At 59.9% G+C, this 19,326-nt stretch carries 19 protein-coding genes and 1 pseudogene; 10 read left to right on the forward strand and 10 right to left on the reverse strand.

Annotated elements, in window-relative coordinates; translation table 11 throughout:
• Positions 1–6 precede the first annotated feature (6 nt).
• Positions 7–348, reverse strand: coding sequence for a nitrous oxide-stimulated promoter family protein (locus ACOI7D_RS12110; RefSeq protein WP_072199164.1), 342 nt, complete (start codon positions 346–348; stop codon positions 7–9).
• 77 nt (positions 349–425) lie between these two features.
• Complete coding sequence (locus ACOI7D_RS12115) at positions 426–719, reverse strand: SelT/SelW/SelH family protein (RefSeq protein WP_004205627.1); 294 nt, start codon at positions 717–719, stop codon at positions 426–428.
• 215 nt (positions 720–934) lie between these two features.
• Between ACOI7D_RS12115 and ACOI7D_RS12120 the strand changes: the two genes are divergently transcribed.
• From ACOI7D_RS12120 to ACOI7D_RS12145, 6 genes and pseudogenes are all read left to right on the forward strand, one after another.
• Positions 935–3,298, forward strand: a complete 2,364-nt coding sequence (locus tag ACOI7D_RS12120) for a TonB-dependent receptor domain-containing protein (protein ID WP_060591938.1) — start codon at positions 935–937, stop codon at positions 3,296–3,298.
• A gap of 70 nt (positions 3,299–3,368) precedes the next feature.
• Complete coding sequence (locus ACOI7D_RS12125) at positions 3,369–4,400, forward strand: hemin-degrading factor (protein ID WP_109547005.1); 1,032 nt, start codon at positions 3,369–3,371, stop codon at positions 4,398–4,400.
• On the forward strand, positions 4,397–5,215 hold the full coding sequence (locus ACOI7D_RS12130; protein ID WP_060591942.1) for a heme/hemin ABC transporter substrate-binding protein: 819 nt from the start codon (positions 4,397–4,399) through the stop codon (positions 5,213–5,215). The genes ACOI7D_RS12125 and ACOI7D_RS12130 overlap by 4 nt, the downstream gene beginning before the upstream one ends.
• Entirely contained in the window at positions 5,215–6,210 is a 996-nt protein-coding gene (locus ACOI7D_RS12135) for a FecCD family ABC transporter permease (RefSeq protein ID WP_049014492.1), read from the forward strand. The genes ACOI7D_RS12130 and ACOI7D_RS12135 overlap by 1 nt, the downstream gene beginning before the upstream one ends.
• Positions 6,203–6,982 carry a heme ABC transporter ATP-binding protein gene (locus ACOI7D_RS12140; RefSeq protein ID WP_109547004.1) on the forward strand — a complete coding sequence of 260 codons (780 nt, stop codon included), beginning with the start codon at positions 6,203–6,205 and terminating at the stop codon, positions 6,980–6,982. The genes ACOI7D_RS12135 and ACOI7D_RS12140 overlap by 8 nt, the downstream gene beginning before the upstream one ends.
• Before the next feature lie 115 nt (positions 6,983–7,097).
• Positions 7,098–7,715, forward strand: a pseudogene (locus ACOI7D_RS12145) (Fic/DOC family protein).
• Here ACOI7D_RS12145 and ACOI7D_RS12150 read toward each other — a convergent pair.
• Entirely contained in the window at positions 7,712–7,879 is a 168-nt protein-coding gene (locus tag ACOI7D_RS12150; RefSeq protein WP_162838135.1) for a hypothetical protein, read from the reverse strand. The pseudogene ACOI7D_RS12145 and the gene ACOI7D_RS12150 overlap by 4 nt on opposite strands.
• Positions 7,880–8,175: 296 nt before the next feature.
• Here ACOI7D_RS12150 and mutS point away from each other — a divergent pair, with 296 nt between their 5' ends.
• A complete protein-coding gene (mutS, locus tag ACOI7D_RS12155) occupies positions 8,176–10,737 on the forward strand; it encodes a DNA mismatch repair protein MutS (RefSeq protein ID WP_023290813.1) in 2,562 nt (853 codons plus the stop codon).
• A 118-nt stretch (positions 10,738–10,855) separates the two neighbouring features.
• On the opposite strand, the gene ACOI7D_RS12160 is transcribed toward mutS, so the two are convergent.
• From ACOI7D_RS12160 to ACOI7D_RS12175, 4 genes are all read right to left on the reverse strand, one after another.
• Entirely contained in the window at positions 10,856–11,008 is a 153-nt protein-coding gene (locus tag ACOI7D_RS12160) for a Hok/Gef family protein (RefSeq protein ID WP_072096588.1), read from the reverse strand.
• A 431-nt stretch (positions 11,009–11,439) separates the two neighbouring features.
• On the reverse strand, positions 11,440–11,676 hold the full coding sequence (locus ACOI7D_RS12165) for a non-oxidative hydroxyarylic acid decarboxylases subunit D (RefSeq protein WP_017899174.1): 237 nt from the start codon (positions 11,674–11,676) through the stop codon (positions 11,440–11,442).
• Positions 11,677–11,686: 10 nt separating this feature from the next.
• The gene (locus tag ACOI7D_RS12170) at positions 11,687–13,114 is read right to left on the reverse strand and encodes a non-oxidative hydroxyarylic acid decarboxylases subunit C (protein WP_004205612.1); all 1,428 of its coding nucleotides are present in this window, start codon (positions 13,112–13,114) and stop codon (positions 11,687–11,689) included.
• Positions 13,114–13,707 carry a non-oxidative hydroxyarylic acid decarboxylases subunit B gene (locus ACOI7D_RS12175; protein ID WP_023290814.1) on the reverse strand — a complete coding sequence of 198 codons (594 nt, stop codon included), beginning with the start codon at positions 13,705–13,707 and terminating at the stop codon, positions 13,114–13,116. Before ACOI7D_RS12175 ends, ACOI7D_RS12170 begins: the two co-directional genes overlap by 1 nt.
• 172 nt (positions 13,708–13,879) lie before the next feature.
• Here ACOI7D_RS12175 and ACOI7D_RS12180 point away from each other — a divergent pair, with 172 nt between their 5' ends.
• On the forward strand, positions 13,880–14,287 hold the full coding sequence (locus ACOI7D_RS12180; RefSeq protein ID WP_023290815.1) for a MarR family winged helix-turn-helix transcriptional regulator: 408 nt from the start codon (positions 13,880–13,882) through the stop codon (positions 14,285–14,287).
• An 8-nt stretch (positions 14,288–14,295) separates the two neighbouring features.
• Here the strand turns inward: ACOI7D_RS12180 and ACOI7D_RS12185 are convergent, their stop codons facing one another.
• Positions 14,296–15,183: a LysR family transcriptional regulator gene (locus tag ACOI7D_RS12185; RefSeq protein WP_050533565.1), complete on the reverse strand. Its 888-nt coding sequence runs from the start codon at positions 15,181–15,183 to the stop codon at positions 14,296–14,298.
• Positions 15,184–15,291: 108 nt separating this feature from the next.
• On the opposite strand from ACOI7D_RS12185, the gene ACOI7D_RS12190 reads away from it, so the two are divergent.
• Together ACOI7D_RS12190 and ACOI7D_RS12195 are read left to right on the forward strand one after the other, a co-directional pair.
• Positions 15,292–16,494: an MFS transporter gene (locus ACOI7D_RS12190; RefSeq protein ID WP_109547003.1), complete on the forward strand. Its 1,203-nt coding sequence runs from the start codon at positions 15,292–15,294 to the stop codon at positions 16,492–16,494.
• Positions 16,491–16,868, forward strand: coding sequence for a cytoplasmic protein (locus ACOI7D_RS12195; protein WP_049014501.1), 378 nt, complete (start codon positions 16,491–16,493; stop codon positions 16,866–16,868). Before ACOI7D_RS12190 ends, ACOI7D_RS12195 begins: the two co-directional genes overlap by 4 nt.
• Before the next feature lie 52 nt (positions 16,869–16,920).
• Here the strand turns inward: ACOI7D_RS12195 and rpoS are convergent, their stop codons facing one another.
• Positions 16,921–17,913 (reverse strand): RNA polymerase sigma factor RpoS, encoded by a 993-nt coding sequence (gene rpoS / locus ACOI7D_RS12200; protein ID WP_002915106.1) that lies wholly within the window; start codon positions 17,911–17,913, stop codon positions 16,921–16,923.
• Between the two features lie 158 nt (positions 17,914–18,071).
• Positions 18,072–19,202: a murein hydrolase activator NlpD gene (gene nlpD / locus ACOI7D_RS12205; protein ID WP_023290819.1), complete on the reverse strand. Its 1,131-nt coding sequence runs from the start codon at positions 19,200–19,202 to the stop codon at positions 18,072–18,074.
• Positions 19,203–19,326: the final 124 nt, after the last annotated feature.

Genomic DNA, 19,326 nt, shown 5'->3' on the forward strand with positions numbered 1-19,326 from the left:
AGGCCGCTATTTTTTCGGTCGATATTTTTCCGGCACCGGCGGCACCGGCCGCCTGTCATCCAGCAGATGGCGAAGGGTCAGGATCGGGTGGCGCCAGAGCATTCGTGGCCCGGCCCAGCGCATAATCTGCTTCATCTCTTCGCGCTTCGCCGGCTGATAGCAGTGTACCGGACACTGCTTGCAGGCCGGTTTATTGTCGCCAAACACGCACTTATCAAGCCGCTTGTCGGCGTAGGCGTTCAGCGCCTGATAGTGCTCGCCGTCGTCGCGGGCATCCGGACAGCGGCGCTGATAAAGCCCAATCATCCGACCGATCGTCTGCTTTTCACGTTCGATGCGTTTGCCCACCGTCAACTTTCCTCCCCACACAAAGATGCATGAATAATACACCTTTTAAACGGGCCACGCAGCCGCTTTCCTAACGATTAGGTCGGGTTAGCGGGTTTATCAACATGCCCCAATGCTTTTTCCGGGAAGCAGACATCGCGCACCCGGCGTTTCAGCTCTGCCGCATCCGGAAAGCCGCCATCCTGCTTGCGCTCCCAGATCTGCTGGCCGTCGATATCGATAGTGAAGATCCCGCCGGTGCCCGGCACCAGCGTCACCGAGGCGATATCGGTGCTGAAGGTGTGTAACAGCTCCTGCGCCATCCAGCTGGCGCGCAGCATCCAGTTGCACTGGGAACAATAGGTGATGGTGATAGCCGCTTTTGAATTCATCGTCATCTCGCTCAGGCTGAAAGGGCACAGTGTAAACAAAGTGCAGTTTAAATGAGGAATACATGAATATTTTGTTGCAAACGATAATACCTATCATTACCATTCGCAATCAATAAATGGAGTAAGACCCTATCCGCAACGGAAAAGACGGAGCAACCTGCAACTCTGGAAGTAACGCGTGAGCCGATACTAATAACGATCAAGGCGTGGCGACTATGTACAAATCGACTCCGTCAGCAGCAGGGTGTAAAAAACGCCTGCTGGTGACCTCTTTGCTTGCAGCAATTTATCAAACTTCTGCCGTCGCAGCAGGCACTTCCGCCATCGGCGGCGAGGCGGTGGATGACACCTCGGAACAAATGACCGTCACCGCTCCCGCGCCGGCGCAAAAAGCCGGTAACGAGCACAGCATCAGCGCCCGGGAGCTGGAGGACAAAGGCGCTAACGATTTCGGCTCGATCATGCGCTATGAACCGCTCATCAGCGCCACCGGGGCCAGCGGCGGCTCCGGCAACGGCAAAAGCGGCTTCGACCGCGGGGGCTACACCGGCTACAACATTCGCGGCATGGAGAGCAACCGCGTCGGTATCGACGTGGACGGTATCGCCCAGCCCAACGCCACCGGCCGCGGCTACGTCGGCCGCTCGGGGCTCAATACCTTCGGCATCGGCCGCGATTATATCGACCCGTATATGTACGGCAGCGTGGATATCCAGTCCGGCGCCACCTCGACGGAAACGGCCAACAGCGCCATCGGAGGGAATGTCTCCTTCCGCCCGAAATCGGCGGATGATTACCTGCGCCCGGGCAAAACCAGCGCCTTCGGCTATCGCAGCGGCTACGACTCCGCGGATCGCAGCTGGCACAACGGGGTGACCGTCGCCGGCGGCGATGAGTTCCTGCGCGGCATTTTGGTCTACAGCCGCCGCGACGGCCAGGAAACCGAAAATAACAGCGACACCGTCGACGCCTACCCGGCGAACTGGCACTCCGATGCCTTTCTGGCCTCCGGGATCTGGCAGCCCAACGACGAGCACAAGCTAACCAGCACCTTCGACTATTACCACAAAACCAACCACACCCACTACGATACCTGGGATTCCAGCGGCAACAGCACCATCGGCACCGCCAACCAGACCAGCCAGACCCGACGCTGGGGCCTGAGCCTGAAGGATGACTGGACGCCGATGAATGACTACCTCGACAGCGTCTCCAGTAAAATCTATTACCAGCATACCGAAGCCCATGACTGGACGTATATGCCGGATAGCGTCACCCGCAGAATGCAGACGGTGAACTCCAACTACGACACCGACACCTGGGGCCTGCAGACCGCGCTGGCGAAAACCCTGGGCCGCCACGATCTGAGCGCCGGCTTCAACGCCAGCACCAGCAAAACCCAGCGGCCGTTCAGCCAGTCGCCGATCCCCAGCGTTTACAGCGAGATCATGCAGCCGGAGGCGGACAGCCGCAGCTACACTCTCGGCGGCTTCGTCCAGGATAAGATCAACTTCGACCTTGATAGCCACAACTTCGCCATCATTCCCGGCGTGCGCGTGGTGCATCAATCGACGAAGCCGGAAAATCTGTCCGACCTTGCCGCCAACAGCAGCGCGCTGACCGAATCGTCGGTGGCGAATCTGTACGGTAAAAACAGCGATACCCAGGTTCTGCCGTCGTTGACCTTCCAGTACGACCTCACCCCGCGCCTGATGACCTACCTGCAGTACCAGCGCGGCGCGCAGTTCCCCAACGCCAGCCAGCTGTATGGATCCTGGAACCTTGGGTCCAGCTACGCCGGCAGCCAGCAGTATGCCCTGATCGGCAATACCGATCTGAAGACGGAAACCAGCGATAATCTCGAGTGGGGGCTGAAGGGGGAAGTTACCGAAGGCATCACCCTGCGCACAGCGCTGTTCTACAACAGCTATAAGAACTTTATCGCCTATACCCGCTATACCCGGGCGAATAATCCGGGCCAGTTCACGAATGTGCCGTCGAACATCTACACCATTTATCAGGCGGAAAACCGCGATAAGGCCTATATCTACGGCGGTGAGATCAGCACCAAATTTAACTTTGGCACCTGGTTTGAGCAGGTGAACGGCCTGAGCGCCACCCTCGCCTTCGGCTATAGCGAAGGGAAATCGAAATCCAGCTACAGCGGCGATAAATACGTCGACCTCGACAGCGTAGCGCCGATGAAAGCTATCGTCGGCGTGGCGTGGGACGATCCGGCGAAACGCTACGGCACCGCCCTGACGGCGACCTTCGTCAAGGGGAAACAGGCGACCGCCACCAACCGCGAAAGCTACAGCAATAGCGGGTCCGCCATCGCCGATGCCAGCAACGACTATATGCGCGTGCCGGGCTACGGCATGCTGGACTGGACCGCGTACTGGCAGGTGGCGAAAAACGTGCGCCTCAATGGCGGGGTCTACAACCTCACCGATCGTAAATACTGGGATTACCTGAGCAGCCGCAATATCGAGACCGGCACCAACCAGGACGCCAATGATAAAGCGCTGGCGGTGATGCCGGGCCGCACCTGGCAGCTTGGGGTCAACGTCGACTTCTGATTGCCCGAATAACAACTCACCTGCCCCGGCCCGCCGGCCGGGGATATTGAACATTGAGAAGGATATGATTATGCCCAATGCCCACCCCGATCTGTGGCAGCGCTACCAGGCCACCAAAGCGTCCAGCACCGCGAAATATGCCCGCGATATCGCCGCGGAAATGGGGATCAGCGAAGCCGAGCTGACCGCCGCCCGCCTCGGTCACGATGCCGTGCGCCTGATCGATGACGCCCGGGCGCTGATTGCCGCCCTTGAGCGCGTCGGTGAAACCAAATGCATCTGTCGCAACGAGTATGCCGTGCATGAGCAGGTCGGCCAGTTCACGCACCAGCACCTCAGCGGCCACGCCGGGCTGGTGCTCAACCCGCGCGCGCTCGACCTGCGTCTGTTCCTCAGCCAGTGGGCCAGCGCCTTCCATCTGAACGATAACGGTCGACAGAGCATTCAGTTTTTCGACCACCACGGCGATGCGCTGCTGAAAGTCTATGCGACCACGCAGACCGACATGGCGGCCTGGGACACCCTGATCGCGGAACATCGGGTGGCGGCCCCGGCGCCGCTGGCCCTGCGCCCGCTGGAGCCGGTGAAATATGCCGAGAGCGCCGACGGCGCCGCCCTGGAGAACGACTGGCGCGCGATGACCGACGTACACCAGTTCTTCGGTCTGCTGCGTAAATATCAGCTTTTCCGCCAGCAGGCCTTCCGCCTGGTGAGCGACGACCTCGCCTGCCGCGTTGATCGCCATGCGCTGCCAGCGTTACTGGAGACGGTGCGCCAGGAGGGCAATGAAATCATGATCTTCGTCGGCAATCGCGGCTGCGTGCAGATCTTCACCGGCGCCCTGGAAAAGCTGGCGCCGATGCGCGGCTGGCTGAATATCTTCAATACCACCTTTACCCTGCATCTGCGTGAAGAGAGCCTCGATGAAGTGTGGGTGACCCGCAAGCCGACCTCAGACGGACACGTCACCAGCGTCGAGCTGTTCGCCAAAGACGGCACCCAGATCGCCCAGCTCTATGGCCAGCGCAGCGAGGGCCACCCCGAGCAGGCGCAATGGCGCCAGCAGGTGGATCGTCTGACCCGCGAAGGACTGCCCGCATGATGCGCTGGTTACTGCTTCTCATCGCCTTCCCGCTGCTGAGCCACGCCGCCGTGGAGCGGCTCGTCACCCTCGGCGGCGATGTCACTGAGATCGTCTATGCCCTTGGCGCGCAACAGAGCCTGGTCGCCCGGGACAGCACCAGCAGCTGGCCCCCGGCGGCGCAAAAGCTGCCGGATGTCGGCTACCTGCGGCAGCTGAACGCCGAGGGGATCCTCGCATTACGTCCGCAGCTGGTGCTAGCGAGCGCCCAGGCGCAGCCCTCGCTGGTCTTACACAAGGTGCAGGCGAGCGGCGTGAAGGTGGTTAACGTGCCGGGCGGCGAAAGCCTGGCCGCGATCGATAGCAAAGTGGCCGTCATTGCCGAAGCGTTAGGCAAAACCCCGGCGGGCGACGCGCTGCGCCAGCAGCTTCAGCAACAGATCGCCGCCATTCCAACGCAGCCGGTTGCTAAGCGGGTGCTGTTTATTCTCAGCCACGGCGGAATGAATACCCTGGTAGCCGGGCAACGCACCGCGGCCGATGGCGCCATTCGCGCCGCCGGGCTGCAGAACGCGATGCAGGGCTTCGACCACTATCGGGCGATGTCGCAGGAGGGGGTGGCCGCCAGCCAGGCGGATCTGGTGGTGATCTCCGCCGATGGTCTCAAAGGGATGGGCGGCGAAGCCGGGCTGTGGAGACTGCCCGGCCTGGCGCAGACCCCGGCGGGGCGTCATAAGCAGCTGCTGACGATCGACGATATGGCCCTGCTCGGCTTCGGGCCGCGCACCCCGCAGGCGATTATCGCGCTGCGTGAAAAAGCGGAGCATCTGCCCTGATGCGCCCTGCCCTCGCCCGCCGTTTGCTGTTGATGACGCTGCTGCTGGTCCTGCTGACGCTGTTCGCCACCACCCTTGGCGCGATGCGTTTGCCGCTGGCCAGCCTGCTGCCCGCCGGGGATGAGATGCTGCGCCACATCTGGCTGACCATCCGTCTGCCGCGGGTGCTGCTGGCCCTGCTGGTAGGCGCGGCGCTGGCCCTCTCCGGCTGCGTGATGCAGGGGTTGTTTCGCAACCCGCTTGCCGACCCGGGCCTGCTGGGCATCAGCAGCGGCGCCGCGCTGGCGGTGGCCAGCTGGCTGGTGCTCCCGCTCTCCGCAACGGGGCTGATCGCTCTGTATATGCCGATGCTGGCGGCGTTTATCGGCAGCCTGGCGGTGATGGTGGTGATTTTTATCCTCAGCCGGGCGGAGGAGGGGTCGCTGTCGCGCCTGCTGCTGGTGGGGATCGCCATCAACGCGCTGTGCGGGGCGCTGGTCGGCGTGCTGGCCTGGCTGAGTAACGACGCCCAGCTGCGACAGCTGTCGCTGTGGGGCATGGGCAGTCTGGGCCAGGCCGAGTGGCCGACCCTGTTGGTGGCTGCGACCCTGATCATCCCGGCGGCGCTGGCGGTGTGGTGGATGGCCTCCCGCCTGAATTTGCTGCAGCTCGGCGATGAAGAAGCGCACTATCTCGGGGTCAACGTGCGGGCGCTGCAGCGCTGGCTGCTGCTGTGCAGCGCGGTGCTGGTGGCAGCGGCGGTGGCCATCAGCGGCGTCATCGGCTTTATTGGCCTGGTGGTGCCGCACCTGATGCGCCTGTGGCTGGGGCCGGACCATCGCGGGCTGATCCCCGGCTCGCTGCTGGCCGGCGCGATCCTGCTTCTGCTGGCCGACACCCTGGCCCGTACCGTGGCGGCGCCGGCGGAGATGCCGGTCGGTCTGCTCACCAGCCTGCTGGGCGCCCCCTGGTTTCTGTGGCTGGTCTTTCGTCGGGAGAACCCCAAACATGGCTAATGAATATTGCGCGCAGGGGCTGGCGCTTCGCCTCGGCCAGCGGCAGATTATCGACAACATCTCCGTCGCGCTGCGCGGCGGAGAGATGATGGCGCTTATCGGGCCGAACGGCGCGGGCAAATCCACCCTGCTGCGGCTGCTGACCGGGTACCTGACCCCGGATAGCGGTACCCGCCGTCTGGCGGGCACGCCGCTGGAGGCGTGGTCACCCGAGGCGCTGGCGCGCCGGCGGGCGGTCATGCTACAGCGCACGGCCCTGCAGGCCGACTGGACGGTGGAAACGGTCATCGCCATGGGGCGCTCGCCGTGGGGCCCGACCGCGGACCCGGCGGAGCTGGCGGCGGTAATGGCCGTCACCGGCTGCGATGACCTTGCCGGCCGCCGCTATCCCGCCCTTTCCGGCGGCGAGCAGCAGCGGGTGCAGCTCGCCCGCTGCCTGGCGCAGCTGTGGCGCGACGGCGCGCCGCAGGGCTGGCTGTTTCTCGATGAGCCCACCTCGGCGCTGGACCTTTACTATCAACAGCATCTGCTGCGCTTTCTCAAACGGCTCACCGCCGGCGGGCAACTGCACGTGTGCGTGGTGCTGCATGACCTTAACCTCGCCGCCCTGTGGGCCGACCGCATCCTGCTGCTTCACCAGGGCCGCCTGGTCGCCCAGGGGACGCCGCAGGAGGTGATCCAACAGTCGGTTATCCATCGCTGGTACGGGGCGGATGTCCGCCTCGGCCAGCATCCGGACAACGCGGCCCCCCAGGTCTATCTGGCGCCGTAACCCCCGCGCGGCGCAACTGGAATCCGGATCGCGCCGCGCGCGTTCGGTATTACACCGCAAAAGCTGATGAGCATTATACTTTCATATCTATCAGCGTTCCCTTTTGAGGGTCCCCATGAGCCGATACACAGTTGCTGGCAGCGAAGGCCAGTATGAGAAAAATTCAGGTGAACGGGTTTTGGCTAATAAACTCGGGATCGCTGACGCAAATGAGATGGATAGCGTAGAACTGGTACTGCTGGAACAACTTTATCGCTCGGTTTTTGAGGAACACTTTCCAACCGGATTGCTCAGCGTCAACATCCTGAAAAAGTGACATTATCGCTGGTTAGGCAATATCTATGCATGGGCAGGCCAGGAAAGAACGGTCAATATCAGCAAAGGCGATTTTATGTTCGCCCCTTCAGCACAGCTGGCTAAACTGCTAAACGATTTTGATAAGAAACACCTTGCTCATTATACGCCTTGTTCAGGCATGAGTGAATTGCAGCTCACAGAAGCTATCGCAGTCACACATGTTGAATTGATCCTCATCCATCCATTCAGAGAGGGTAACGGGCGTTTATCACGATTATTAGCTGATGTGATGGCGGTGCAGGCTGGCTATAAACCGCTGAATTATCAAAGCTGGGAACAAAACAAAACCCAGTATATATCGGCTATCCATGCAGGTTTGACTCTGGACTATCGACCGATGAAACACTGGGTCAGCATGGCCTTAAGAAGGGATTAGGCAAGACGAAGATGCGCATATTTTTTGCGCGCGGCTTCAAGACTCTCTTCAACTCTGGCTGAGGGTTGCCCTGTCTCGACCGCGGTTGATGTAGCAACAGAACGAACGATGTCAGCGCGGGAAGGTCTGGCGTATGTGGCCTGATCTTTTTTGTTGTGACTCATGGCATCTCCCTTTTCATTCACCTGATGGTTTCAGTATATCAAGGATCGTTGCTAACTGCTGCCGTTAAGGCTTATCCAGGGAAATATCGGTTAGGGCTTTTTTGAACCGGTAACTGCACATCCTGATGCTGGCCTGTGATGACTCATCCCCCTCTGCAACTGGAATCCGGATCGCGCCGCGCGCGTTCGTCAGTTTCCCTCGCCTGCCCATCTCCGTTATCATGTCTCATCCATGTGATAACGACGAAAACAACAAAATCGCAGCCATTTCAAATCAGGGATCTGGATAACACCCCATGAGCACAATTGACAATCTCGACGCCCACACGCCGATGATGCAGCAGTATCTCAAGCTGAAGGCGCAACATCCTGACATTCTGCTGTTTTACCGGATGGGGGATTTTTACGAGCTGTTTTATGACGATGCGAAACGCGCGTCGCAGCTGCTCGATATCTCGCTGACCAAACGCGGCGCCTCCGCGGGCGAACCCATTCCCATGGCCGGCATCCCCCACCACGCGGTGGAAAACTATCTTGCGAAACTGGTTAATCAGGGCGAGTCGGTAGCTATTTGCGAGCAGATAGGCGACCCGGCCACCACCAAAGGGCCGGTCGAGCGTAAAGTGGTGCGTATCGTCACGCCGGGCACCATCAGCGATGAAGCGCTGCTGCAGGAGCGTCAGGACAACCTGCTGGCCGCCATCTGGCAGGACAGCAAAGGCTTTGGCTACGCGACGCTGGACATCAGCTCCGGCCGCTTCCGCCTGAGCGAACCGGCCGACCGCGAAACCATGGCGGCAGAGCTGCAGCGTACTAATCCGGCGGAGCTGCTGTACGCGGAAGATTTTGCCGAATCGTCGCTGATCGAAGGCCGCCGCGGTCTGCGCCGTCGCCCGCTGTGGGAATTTGAAATCGACACCGCGCGCCAGCAGCTTAACCTGCAGTTCGGCACCCGCGATCTGGTCGGCTTCGGCGTGGAAAACGCCCCCCGCGGCCTGTGCGCCGCCGGCTGCCTGCTGCAGTATGTCAAAGACACCCAGCGCACCTCGCTGCCGCATATTCGCTCCATCACCATGGAGCGCCAGCAGGACAGCATCATTATGGATGCCGCCACCCGCCGTAACCTCGAGATCACCCAGAATCTCGCCGGCGGCACCGATAACACTCTGGCCTCGGTACTCGACTGTACGGTGACGCCGATGGGCAGCCGGATGCTCAAGCGCTGGCTGCATATGCCGGTCCGCGATACCGCCGTGCTGGTGGAGCGCCAGCAGACCATCGGCGCGCTGCAGGAGCGCTATACCGAGCTGCAGCCGGTGCTGCGCCAGGTTGGCGATCTGGAACGTATTCTGGCGCGTCTGGCGCTGCGTACCGCCCGTCCACGCGATTTAGCCCGCATGCGTCATGCCCTGCAGCAGTTGCCCCTGCTGCGCGAGCAGCTGGCTGACGTTGACAGTCAGCCGGTGCAAAAATTGCGCGAAAAAATGGGCGAGTTTAGCGAACTGCGCGAACTGCTGGAGCGCGCGGTGATCGACGCCCCGCCGGTGCTGGTCCGCGACGGCGGGGTCATCGCTCCAGGCTACAGCGAAGAGCTGGACGAGTGGCGGGCGCTGGCCGATGGCGCCACCGATTATCTCGATAAGCTGGAGATCCGCGAGCGCGAGCGGCTGGGCCTCGACACCCTGAAGGTCGGCTACAACGCCGTCCACGGCTACTACATCCAGATCAGCCGCGGCCAGAGCCACCTCGCGCCGATCCACTACGTGCGTCGCCAGACGCTGAAAAATGCCGAACGCTATATTATTCCTGAGCTGAAGGAATACGAAGATAAGGTGCTGACCTCCAAGGGCAAAGCGCTGGCGCTGGAAAAGCAGCTTTATGACGAACTGTTCGACCTGCTGCTGCCGCACCTTGCCGACCTGCAGGCGAGCGCCAGCGCGCTGGCCGAGCTGGACGTGCTGGTCAACCTGGCGGAACGCGCGGAAACCCTCAACTACTGCTGCCCGACCTTTAGCGATAAGCCGGGCATTCGCATCAGCGAAGGCCGCCATCCGGTGGTCGAGCAGGTGCTGAAAGAGCCGTTTATCGCCAACCCGCTGCAGCTGGCGCCGCAGCGGCGGATGCTGATCATCACCGGGCCGAACATGGGCGGTAAAAGTACCTATATGCGCCAGACCGCGCTGATTGCGCTGCTGGCCTATATCGGCAGCTACGTCCCGGCGCAGAAGGTGGAGATAGGCCCCATCGATCGCATCTTTACCCGCGTCGGCGCGGCGGATGACCTGGCCAGCGGCCGCTCGACCTTTATGGTGGAGATGACTGAAACCGCCAATATCCTGCACAACGCCACCGAACACAGCCTGGTGCTGATGGATGAGATTGGCCGCGGTACGTCCACCTACGACGGTCTGTCGCTGGCATGGGCCTGTGCGGAAAATCTCGCCAACAAAATCAAGGCGCTGACGCTGTTCGCCACCCACTACTTCGAGCTCACTCAGCTGCCGGAGAAAATGGAAGGCGTCGCCAACGTCCATCTCGACGCGCTGGAGCATGGCGACACCATCGCCTTTATGCACAGCGTGCAGGATGGCGCGGCCAGCAAGAGCTACGGCCTGGCGGTCGCCGCGCTGGCCGGGGTGCCGAAAGAGGTGATCAAGCGCGCGCGGCAGAAACTGCGCGAGCTGGAGAGTATCTCGCCCAACGCGGCGGCGACCCAGGTCGACGGCACGCAGATGTCGCTGCTCGCCGCTCCGGAAGAGACCTCGCCTGCGGTTGAGGCGCTGGAGAATCTTGATCCGGACTCCCTGACCCCGCGTCAGGCGCTGGAGTGGATCTACCGTCTGAAAAGTCTGGTCTAGCGCCCCATTAAGGCGAAAAACGGCAGCGCCGCTCCGCGCTGCCGTTTTAACAAACTAAAAATGGGTGCAAGAGGATGCGTCCTGACAACCAATACGCGGGGTTGCCCCCGCGCGGATGCTACTTCTTCGATTCGTAAGCGAGAACAGCTTTAAACTCAATACTACGCTCTTTAATACTGAGTTCGCACAGCGAGCTGCGCACCAAAAGCGTAAATCCCAGTACCGTAATACACAGTACGATGATTGCCACAAGGGCATATTTTGTCAGCATATCTTGCCTCCCTGCAAAGAAGAGACTAACATCTGAATTGTCTATGTTCATTCGCTAGCCTCAGTTGATAGAAATATCTCCTGGGGCTTTCGTCTGTCTGGGGTCCTGGTCTTGCTCAAGGCCAGACAGCCTCAAGCACCCGCCGCTATTCTATACTCGTCATGGCGTGAAATTTATCTGCAAGGAATTAATCAGACGGATTTTATATTAATCTGGAAGCCGACTCGCAAAGTCGCCCCATTATATTACCCCTTTACATAATTTCTGGATTTAATGAGTAAATAACTTTTATCATTTTGCGAAATATAAAAAAGCCGACGGAGAGATTATCCCAGTCGGCGTGATGGTCGCAGGCAGTTTGCGCACGACCCAATTTTAAAATGGCAGGTAAAATAACCTTAACAGGATAAGCCCTTAGCGGGCTCTTTTCATTAACGCTTATCTTCCGGCAATAGCGGCGGGACGTGCGGCACCTGCGGCGCCTCATCAATATCTTTCTGCGTCATCCGGAACGCTTCAGGATAGTGCTCGCGGCTGGTGCGGCGCAGCGGCTCGGTATCCCGCCAGGTATACAGACAGTGCTGGCACTGATACACCGTCCAGACTCCTTTCACCGGCGATTTCGCCATGACGTCAATCTTTTCATCGGCGCAACGTGGACAAATCATCTTCTTCTCCTTATTTACGGTTGGCCAGCATAGCGGTCAGTTTTTCAGCCCAGGCTTTGGTTTCCGGCAGATCCTGCACCGGCTGGCTGTAGTGGCCGCGAAGGTCCGGCGCAACCGGGGTGGTGGCGTCGATAATTAGCTTGTCGGTGATGCCCGCCGGGCTGGAGCCTGGGTCAAGTTCAAGGACCGACATGTTCGGCAACTGCACCAGGTCTCCCGCCGGGTTAACCTTCGAGGAGAGCGCCCACATCACCTGCGGCAGGTTGAACGGGTCAACGTCTTCATCAACCATGATCACCATCTTCACGTAGCCGAGGCCGTGGGGAGTGGTCATCGCCCGCAAACCCACCGCGCGGGCAAAACCGCCGTAGCGTTTTTTGGTGGAGATAATCGCCAGCAGACCGTGGGTGTACATAGCGTTGACCGCCTGCACTTCCGGGAACTCTGCCTTCAGCTGCTGATACAGCGGCACGCAGGTGGCCGGGCCCATCAGATAGTCGATTTCGGTCCACGGCATACCGAGATAGAGCGATTCAAAAATCGGTTTGCTGCGATACGAGACTTTGTCGATGCGCACTACCGTCATGTTACGACCGCCGGAGTAGTGGCCGGTAAACTCACCGAACGGCCCCTCTATCTCACGCTTACGGCCTTCAATCACCCCTTCGAGGATCACTTCCGAACCCCAGGGCACGTCAAAGCCGGTCAGCGGCGCGGTGGCGATGGGATACGGGCTCTCGCGCAGCGCGCCGGCCATTTCATATTCTGACTGATCGTATTTCAGCGGCGTGGCGCCCATCAGGGTGATAATCGGGTCGTTACCGAGGGTAATGGCGATCGGCAGGTCTTCCCCGCGCTCTTCCGCTTTATGCAGATGCAGGGCGATATCGTGCATCGGCACCGGCTGCAGGCCGAGCTTACGCTTGCCTTTCACTTCCATACGGTAGATACCGACGTTTTGCTTACCGAAGTTGTCAGGGTCAAGCGGATCGCGCGAAACGACACAGGCTTTGTCGAGGTAGAACCCGCCGTCGCCATCGTTGAGGCGGAACAGCGGCAGAATATCGAACAGGTTGATATCATCGCCATCCACGGTGTTTTCCGCCCAAGCCGGGTTGGCGCGGCGCTCTGGCGTCACCGGGAAGTTATCCCAACGGCGGATGAATTCATCAATCTGCTTTTTCACCGGCGTGTTGGGCGGCAGGCCCAGCGAGATGGCATGGTTCTGCCACGAGCCGATGGTGTTCATCGTCACCCGGGCGTCGGTAAAGCCGCGAATATTATCGAACCACAGCGCCGGGGCGCCGTCGCCGATGCGTCCGGTGGCATTGGCTGCCGCCGCCAGGTCTGGCTCAGCGTTCACCTCCTCACTGATTTTCAGCAGTTGTCCCTGGTCATCCAGCGCCTGCAAAAAGCTGCGCAAATCATCAAAAGCCATTATTCGATCTCCTGTGCTAATTGTTCTGCCGTGCGCAAGCCGTTCCAGCGGCGCGCTTTGTGATAGTCGAGGCCAAACTGATCCAGCACCCGGGTCACAATGTGGTTGGTGATATCGTCAACCGTCTCCGGGTGGTTATAGTAAGCCGGCATCGGCGGCACCATCGCCACGCCCATACGGGACAGCGCCAGCATGTTCTCCAGATGGATCGTGCTGAGCGGCATTTCCCGCGGGACCAGCACCAGCTTGCGCCCCTCTTTAAGCACCACGTCCGCCGCGCGTCCCACCAGCCCCTCGGCATAGCCTGCGCGAATGCCTGCCAGCGTTTTCATACTGCAGGGAATCACGATCATGCCGTCGGTACGAAATGAACCTGATGAGATGGTGGCGGCCTGGTCGGCCGGGCTGTGGGAAAAGTCCGCCAGCGCGGCCACTTCCCGTGCCGTCCAGGGCGTTTCCAGCTCGATGGTGGTTTTGGCCCACTTCGACATCACCAGATGGGTTTCCACCTCCGGCATATCGCGCAGCGCCTGCAGTAATGCCACCCCAAGCGGAGCCCCGGTGGCCCCCGTCATCCCAACAATCAGTTTCATTCCAGACCTCATTCAATTTGTTCGTACACGAACTTTATGCTTAAATTACCCTCTCCTGAGCCGAATGACAAGATCGTTCGCATACGTGCGCATTTTTAATCAAACAGGGAAAAGGTATAAAAAGGCGTACGAACGGCTATCATAGAGGTGACAGTTTTGTTACGGAGTATCCATGGAGTTACGAAACGAAGCATTCCACCTGCTGCGCCAGCTTTTTCAACAACATACCGCCCGCTGGCAGCAGGCGTTACCGGACCTGACTAAGCCTCAGTATGCGGTGATGCGCTCGGTTGCGGAGCAACCGGGTATCGAACAGGTGGTGCTGATTGAAGCGGCGGTCAGTACGAAGGCCACGCTGGCGGAGATGCTCAGCCGGATGGAAGCGCGCGGCCTGGTGCGCCGGGAGCACGATCCGGCCGATAAACGCCGCCGTTTTGTCTATCTGACCGACGAAGGCGAGGCGCTGCTTAACCGTTCCATTCCGCAAGGCAATGAGGTCGATGACGAGTTTCTTGGCCGCCTGAGCGATGATGAACGCGAACAGTTCTCCCGGCTGGTGCGTAAAATGATGGTTCCCTGAGCAAGCGCCTAGCCGAGCTGCTCGCGCAGGAAGTCGATAAACGTCCGCACCCGGGTCGGCATATGCTGCGCATCGGGATAAAGGGCATACACTCCCTGCGGCGGGAAATGGTATTCCGGCAGGACAGCCACCAGCTCCCGCTGCGCCAGTTTACCGGCCACCAGCCAGGCTGGCAGCAAAGCGATGCCGCATCCGGCCAGAGCAAAGCTCATCAGCGCCGTGGCGCTGTCGGCTGAAAACCGTGGCGCGTTGACTATCGTAAAATCCACCTCTGCCTGTTCATCCGTTCGCAGCTGCCAGCGCAGCGGGGCCGGCAGACGCTCGTGAATAATCCAGTCAGCTTGCGCCAGATCGGACAGCGTCAGCACCGGATGGCCCGCCAGCCAGGCCGGGGAGGCGACGGGCAGGATCGCGAAACTGGCTATCCGCGTCGCCCGATAGCGGGAATCGGCCAGCGTACCGAGGCGTATCGCCACGTCAAATCGTTCGGAGATAAGATCCGCATGATGGGAGGACGAGACGTGCCGCACCCGTAGCGCCGGATGATGACGGGAAAACGCCGCCAGCGCCGGGATGATGACCTGCGCGCCATACTCCGGCGTGGTGGTGATCCGCAGCTCTCCGCTTAAACCGCTATGGCTGGCCCGGACCTCATCCTGCAGATTTTCCGCCGCTTTGAGCAGCGCCACCCCACGCTGATAGAACAGCGCCCCGGCGTCAGTGAGCCGCAGACGGCGCGTCGAGCGCAGCAGCAGCGTCACCCCCAGCTCATTTTCCAGTTGCCGTACGTTAAAGCTGACCACCGCCTTGGTCTGCCCCAGCGCCGCGGCGGCCTGGGTAAAGCTGCCGGCGTCCACCACGGCGATAAACATGGTCACGCGCTGAAGGTTTAGCATCGTCGTCCGGATGATTGTCAAAAATATTCAGACAGTATATCCCGATTCGCCCCGTTTATCCCCCGCGGCGCCGGGTTTACAGTAGCCGCCTGTCTGAGGGAGTAAATCATGACCTATCGCCACCGCGTTGCCACCGTTTTTCTGTTCGGCTTTTTTCTCGACCTAATCAATATGTTTATCGCCAGCATTGCCTTCCCGGCTATCAGCCACGAGCTGGCGGTGTCCGTCTCGCAGCTGGCGTGGGTCAGCAATGCCTATATTCTTGGCCTGACGGCCGTCGTACCGTTCAGCGCCTGGCTCAGCCAGCGCTGTGGGCCAAAACGGCTGTTTTTACTCTCGCTGGGGCTGTTCAGCCTCGGCGCGCTGGCATCGGGGCTGGCCCATAGCCTGGGTGAGCTGATTTTCTGGCGTACGCTGCAGGGGATGGGCGGCGGGCTGTTAATCCCCCTCGGCCAGGCGCTGACGTGGCCGCTGTTTCAGCCGCAGGAGCGGGCGAAGCTGTCGGCGGCGGTGATGCTGGTCGGCCTGCTGGCGCCCGCCTGCTCGCCGGCGATCGGTGGTCTGCTCGTCCAGGCGTTCAGCTGGCGCTGGGTCTTTTTCGCCAGCCTGCCTGTCGCCCTGCTTACCTTTATGCTGGCGGCGCGATGGCTAAACAACAGACCCGCTCCCGTCCGGCCGACCCGCTTTCTCCCGCTGTCATTGCTGGCCGATCCTCTCCTGCGCTTCGCCATGCTGATCTATCTCTGCGTACCGGGGATGTTTATTGCCGTCAACGTGGTGGGAATGTTCTACCTGCAACGCGTCACCGGGATGGCGCCGGGGGCCACTGGCGCCCTGATGGTGCCGTGGTCGCTGGCCTCGTTTGCCGCCATCACCTTTACCGGCAGGTATTTCAACCGCTTCGGGCCGCGGCCGCTGGTGATGGTCGGCTGCCTGCTACAGGCGGCGGGGATCCTGCTGCTGCTGCAGGTCGATGCGCACAGCCCGCTGGCGCTGTTGATTCTGGCCTTTACGCTGATGGGCGGCGGAGGCAGCTTATGCAGCAGCACCGCGCAAAGCAGCGCTTTCCTGCATACGCCTGGCGAAGAGATGCCTGACGCCAGCGCGCTGTGGAACCTTAACCGCCAGCTCAGCTTCTTTGCCGGCAGCGCGCTGCTCGCCCTGCTGTTGAGGGTCTTCCCGCCGGCCTATGCCTGGCAGGGCGCGTTTAGCTGCGCCGCCGCCATAACCCTGTTGCCGCTGCTGTTTTGCCTGCGGCTGAATAATCGGGCGATTATCCATCGCCTGCACACTACTCTGGAGAAGTCATGAACCCTTATCTGCAGGAAGTCGTCGACGCCCATGTCCTTATCGAACGCTGGTTAAGCCACGGGGAAGGAAGCGCTGAGGCGCTGATGAGCCGCTTTGCCGCCGAATTCACCATGATCCCTCTGAGCGGCGAGAAGATGGACTACCCGACGGTGAGCCGTTTTTTCCACCAGGCGGGCGCAAGCCGTCCGAAATTACACATTGTGGTGGATCAGGCGAAAATCATCAGCGAGTGGCACGACGGCGCCGCCGTGCTGTACCGTGAACGCCAAACGCTGGCGGATGGCAGTGAGAACGTACGCTGGTCGACGGCGATTTTTCAGCAAGCGGAAGGGAAAATTGTCTGGCGCCATCTGCAGGAAACCCGCCTCGGCTAGCGCAAAGAAAAAGGCCCCGTCTTTCGAGGGGGCCTTTTTGAGAGAAAAGATCTTATTCGCGGAAGAGCGCTTCGATATTCAGTCCTTGCCCCTGCAGAATTTCCCGCAGGCGACGCAGACCTTCCACCTGGATCTGACGCACACGCTCGCGAGTGAGGCCAATTTCACGGCCCACATCTTCCAGGGTGGCGGCTTCATAACCCAGCAGACCGAAACGACGCGCCAGAACCTCACGCTGCTTGGCGTTCAGTTCGAACAGCCATTTAACGATGCTTTGTTTCATATCATCGTCCTGCGTGGTGTCTTCCGGGCCGTTCTCTTTCTCATCGGCCAGAATATCCAGCAGCGCTTTTTCTGAATCGCCACCCAGCGGGGTATCCACCGAGGTGATGCGCTCGTTCAGACGCAGCATACGGCTGACGTCATCGACCGGTTTGTCCAGCTGTTCGGCAATCTCTTCCGCGCTCGGCTCGTGGTCCAGCTTGTGGGACAACTCGCGCGCGGTACGCAGATAGACGTTCAGCTCTTTGACAATGTGGATCGGCAAACGGATCGTACGGGTTTGGTTCATGATCGCCCGTTCAATGGTCTGGCGGATCCACCAGGTCGCATAGGTCGAAAAACGGAACCCACGTTCCGGGTCAAACTTCTCAACGGCGCGGATCAGGCCGAGGTTACCTTCTTCAATCAGATCCAGCAGCGCCAGACCACGATTGCTGTAACGACGGGCAATCTTCACCACCAGACGCAGGTTGCTTTCAATCATGCGACGGCGTGAAGCGACATCACCACGCAGTGCGCGACGCGCGAAATAGACTTCCTCTTCCGCGGTCAGCAGTGGGGAATAACCAATCTCTCCAAGATAAAGCTGAGTGGCGTCAAGCACGCGTTGCGTTGCGCCTTGCGACAGCAGCTCTTCCTCAGCCAGATCGCTATCACTGGGTTCCTCTTCTACTAAGGCCTTCTCGTCGAAAACCTCAATTCCGTTCTCATCAAATTCCGCGTCTTCATTTAAATCATGAACTTTCAGCGTATTCTGACTCATAAAGGTGGCTCCTACCCGTGATCCCTGAGCAAAGCACCTTCCACGGCGCATCAACAAAAGACGCCAGGACGATTTCCCCTACTCCTCTCAGCGAGAGGCGCATAGACACCGCCCTGGCGCCTGTTAGCTAATGCTTCGCTTATCCGTACTTTGCCAAATTATCGCTGCGGTAAGTACTGCAGCGGGTTGACGGATTTCCCCTTGTAACGAATTTCAAAATGTAATCTTGTTGAGCTGGTTCCGGTGCTACCCATGGTAGCGATTTTCTGCCCCGCTTTGACTTCCTGTTGCTCCCGAACCAGCATGGTATCGTTATGAGCGTAGGCACTCAGGTAATCATCGTTGTGTTTGATGATAATAAGATTACCGTAGCCGCGCAGTGCGTTACCGGCATAGACGACGCGCCCATCGGCGGTCGCGACAATAGCCTGTCCCTTACTGCCTGCAATGTCGATACCTTTATTGCCGCCTTCCGCGCCACTAAAGTTCTCGATAACTTTGCCATCAGTCGGCCAGCGCCATGATGAGATCGGCGAACTGGTTGACGTACTGCTTGCAGTCGGCTGGGTTGTGCTCACCGTTGTAGGTGCCGTCACCGGCGCGACGACCGTCGAGGTCGTGGTCGCTGGTTTATTATTAGGCAACATCTTGGTAGCACTTTGTTCACCTGAGGATTCAGAATACGTAATAGTCGGTTGTGAAGCAACCACCGCGGTCGATTTTTGTGCAGAAGTTGTGGTGGCCGTCGCACCGCCGCTCGCCCTTGCGCTGGCCTGAGAAACGGCGTTTTCGCCGGTGATCGGCTGGCCTGAAGCGTTGCCGACCTGCAGCACCTGACCGACGTTCAGGGCGTACGGGGCCGGGACATTGTTGCGTTGCGCCAGGTCACGGAAATCGTTGCCGGTAACCCAGGCGATATAGAACAGGGTGTCGCCGCGTTTGACCGTATAGGTACTGCCGCCGGTATAGCTACCTTTCGGAATATCGCCATATTTGCGGTTGTATACGATCTTGCCATTCACCGTCTGCACCGGCTCCTGCGCCATTGGCTGCGGCTGAATGGTCTGGGTCTGCACCGGCTGGATCGGCTGCGCCTGAGGAGCAGACTGGACGCCGGAGGATGGCGGCGTAATCAACATGCCGGAATTGGTGCTGGAAGAAGCGGCACCGCCGGCAGAGCTAACCGGCGCAGGCGGATTATTGGTGTTGGTACATCCGGCCAGCCAGAGTGAAACCAGTGAAAGAGCCGCAATACGGCTGACGGTAAATTTGGTGCTTCCCGCGCTCATTTATCCCCCAGGAATATGTTAACTGCCAATATCTTGCTTACCGGGCGACGCCCGGCCAGGACACTGAAAAATGTGTCCACCCTACGCCTAAAGTCAGGCAAAAAAAACCTGGAATAATCCGGGT

The sequence above is a fragment of the Klebsiella sp. C360 genome (assembly GCF_048822415.1).
GTDB lineage: Bacteria > Pseudomonadota > Gammaproteobacteria > Enterobacterales > Enterobacteriaceae > Klebsiella > Klebsiella quasipneumoniae.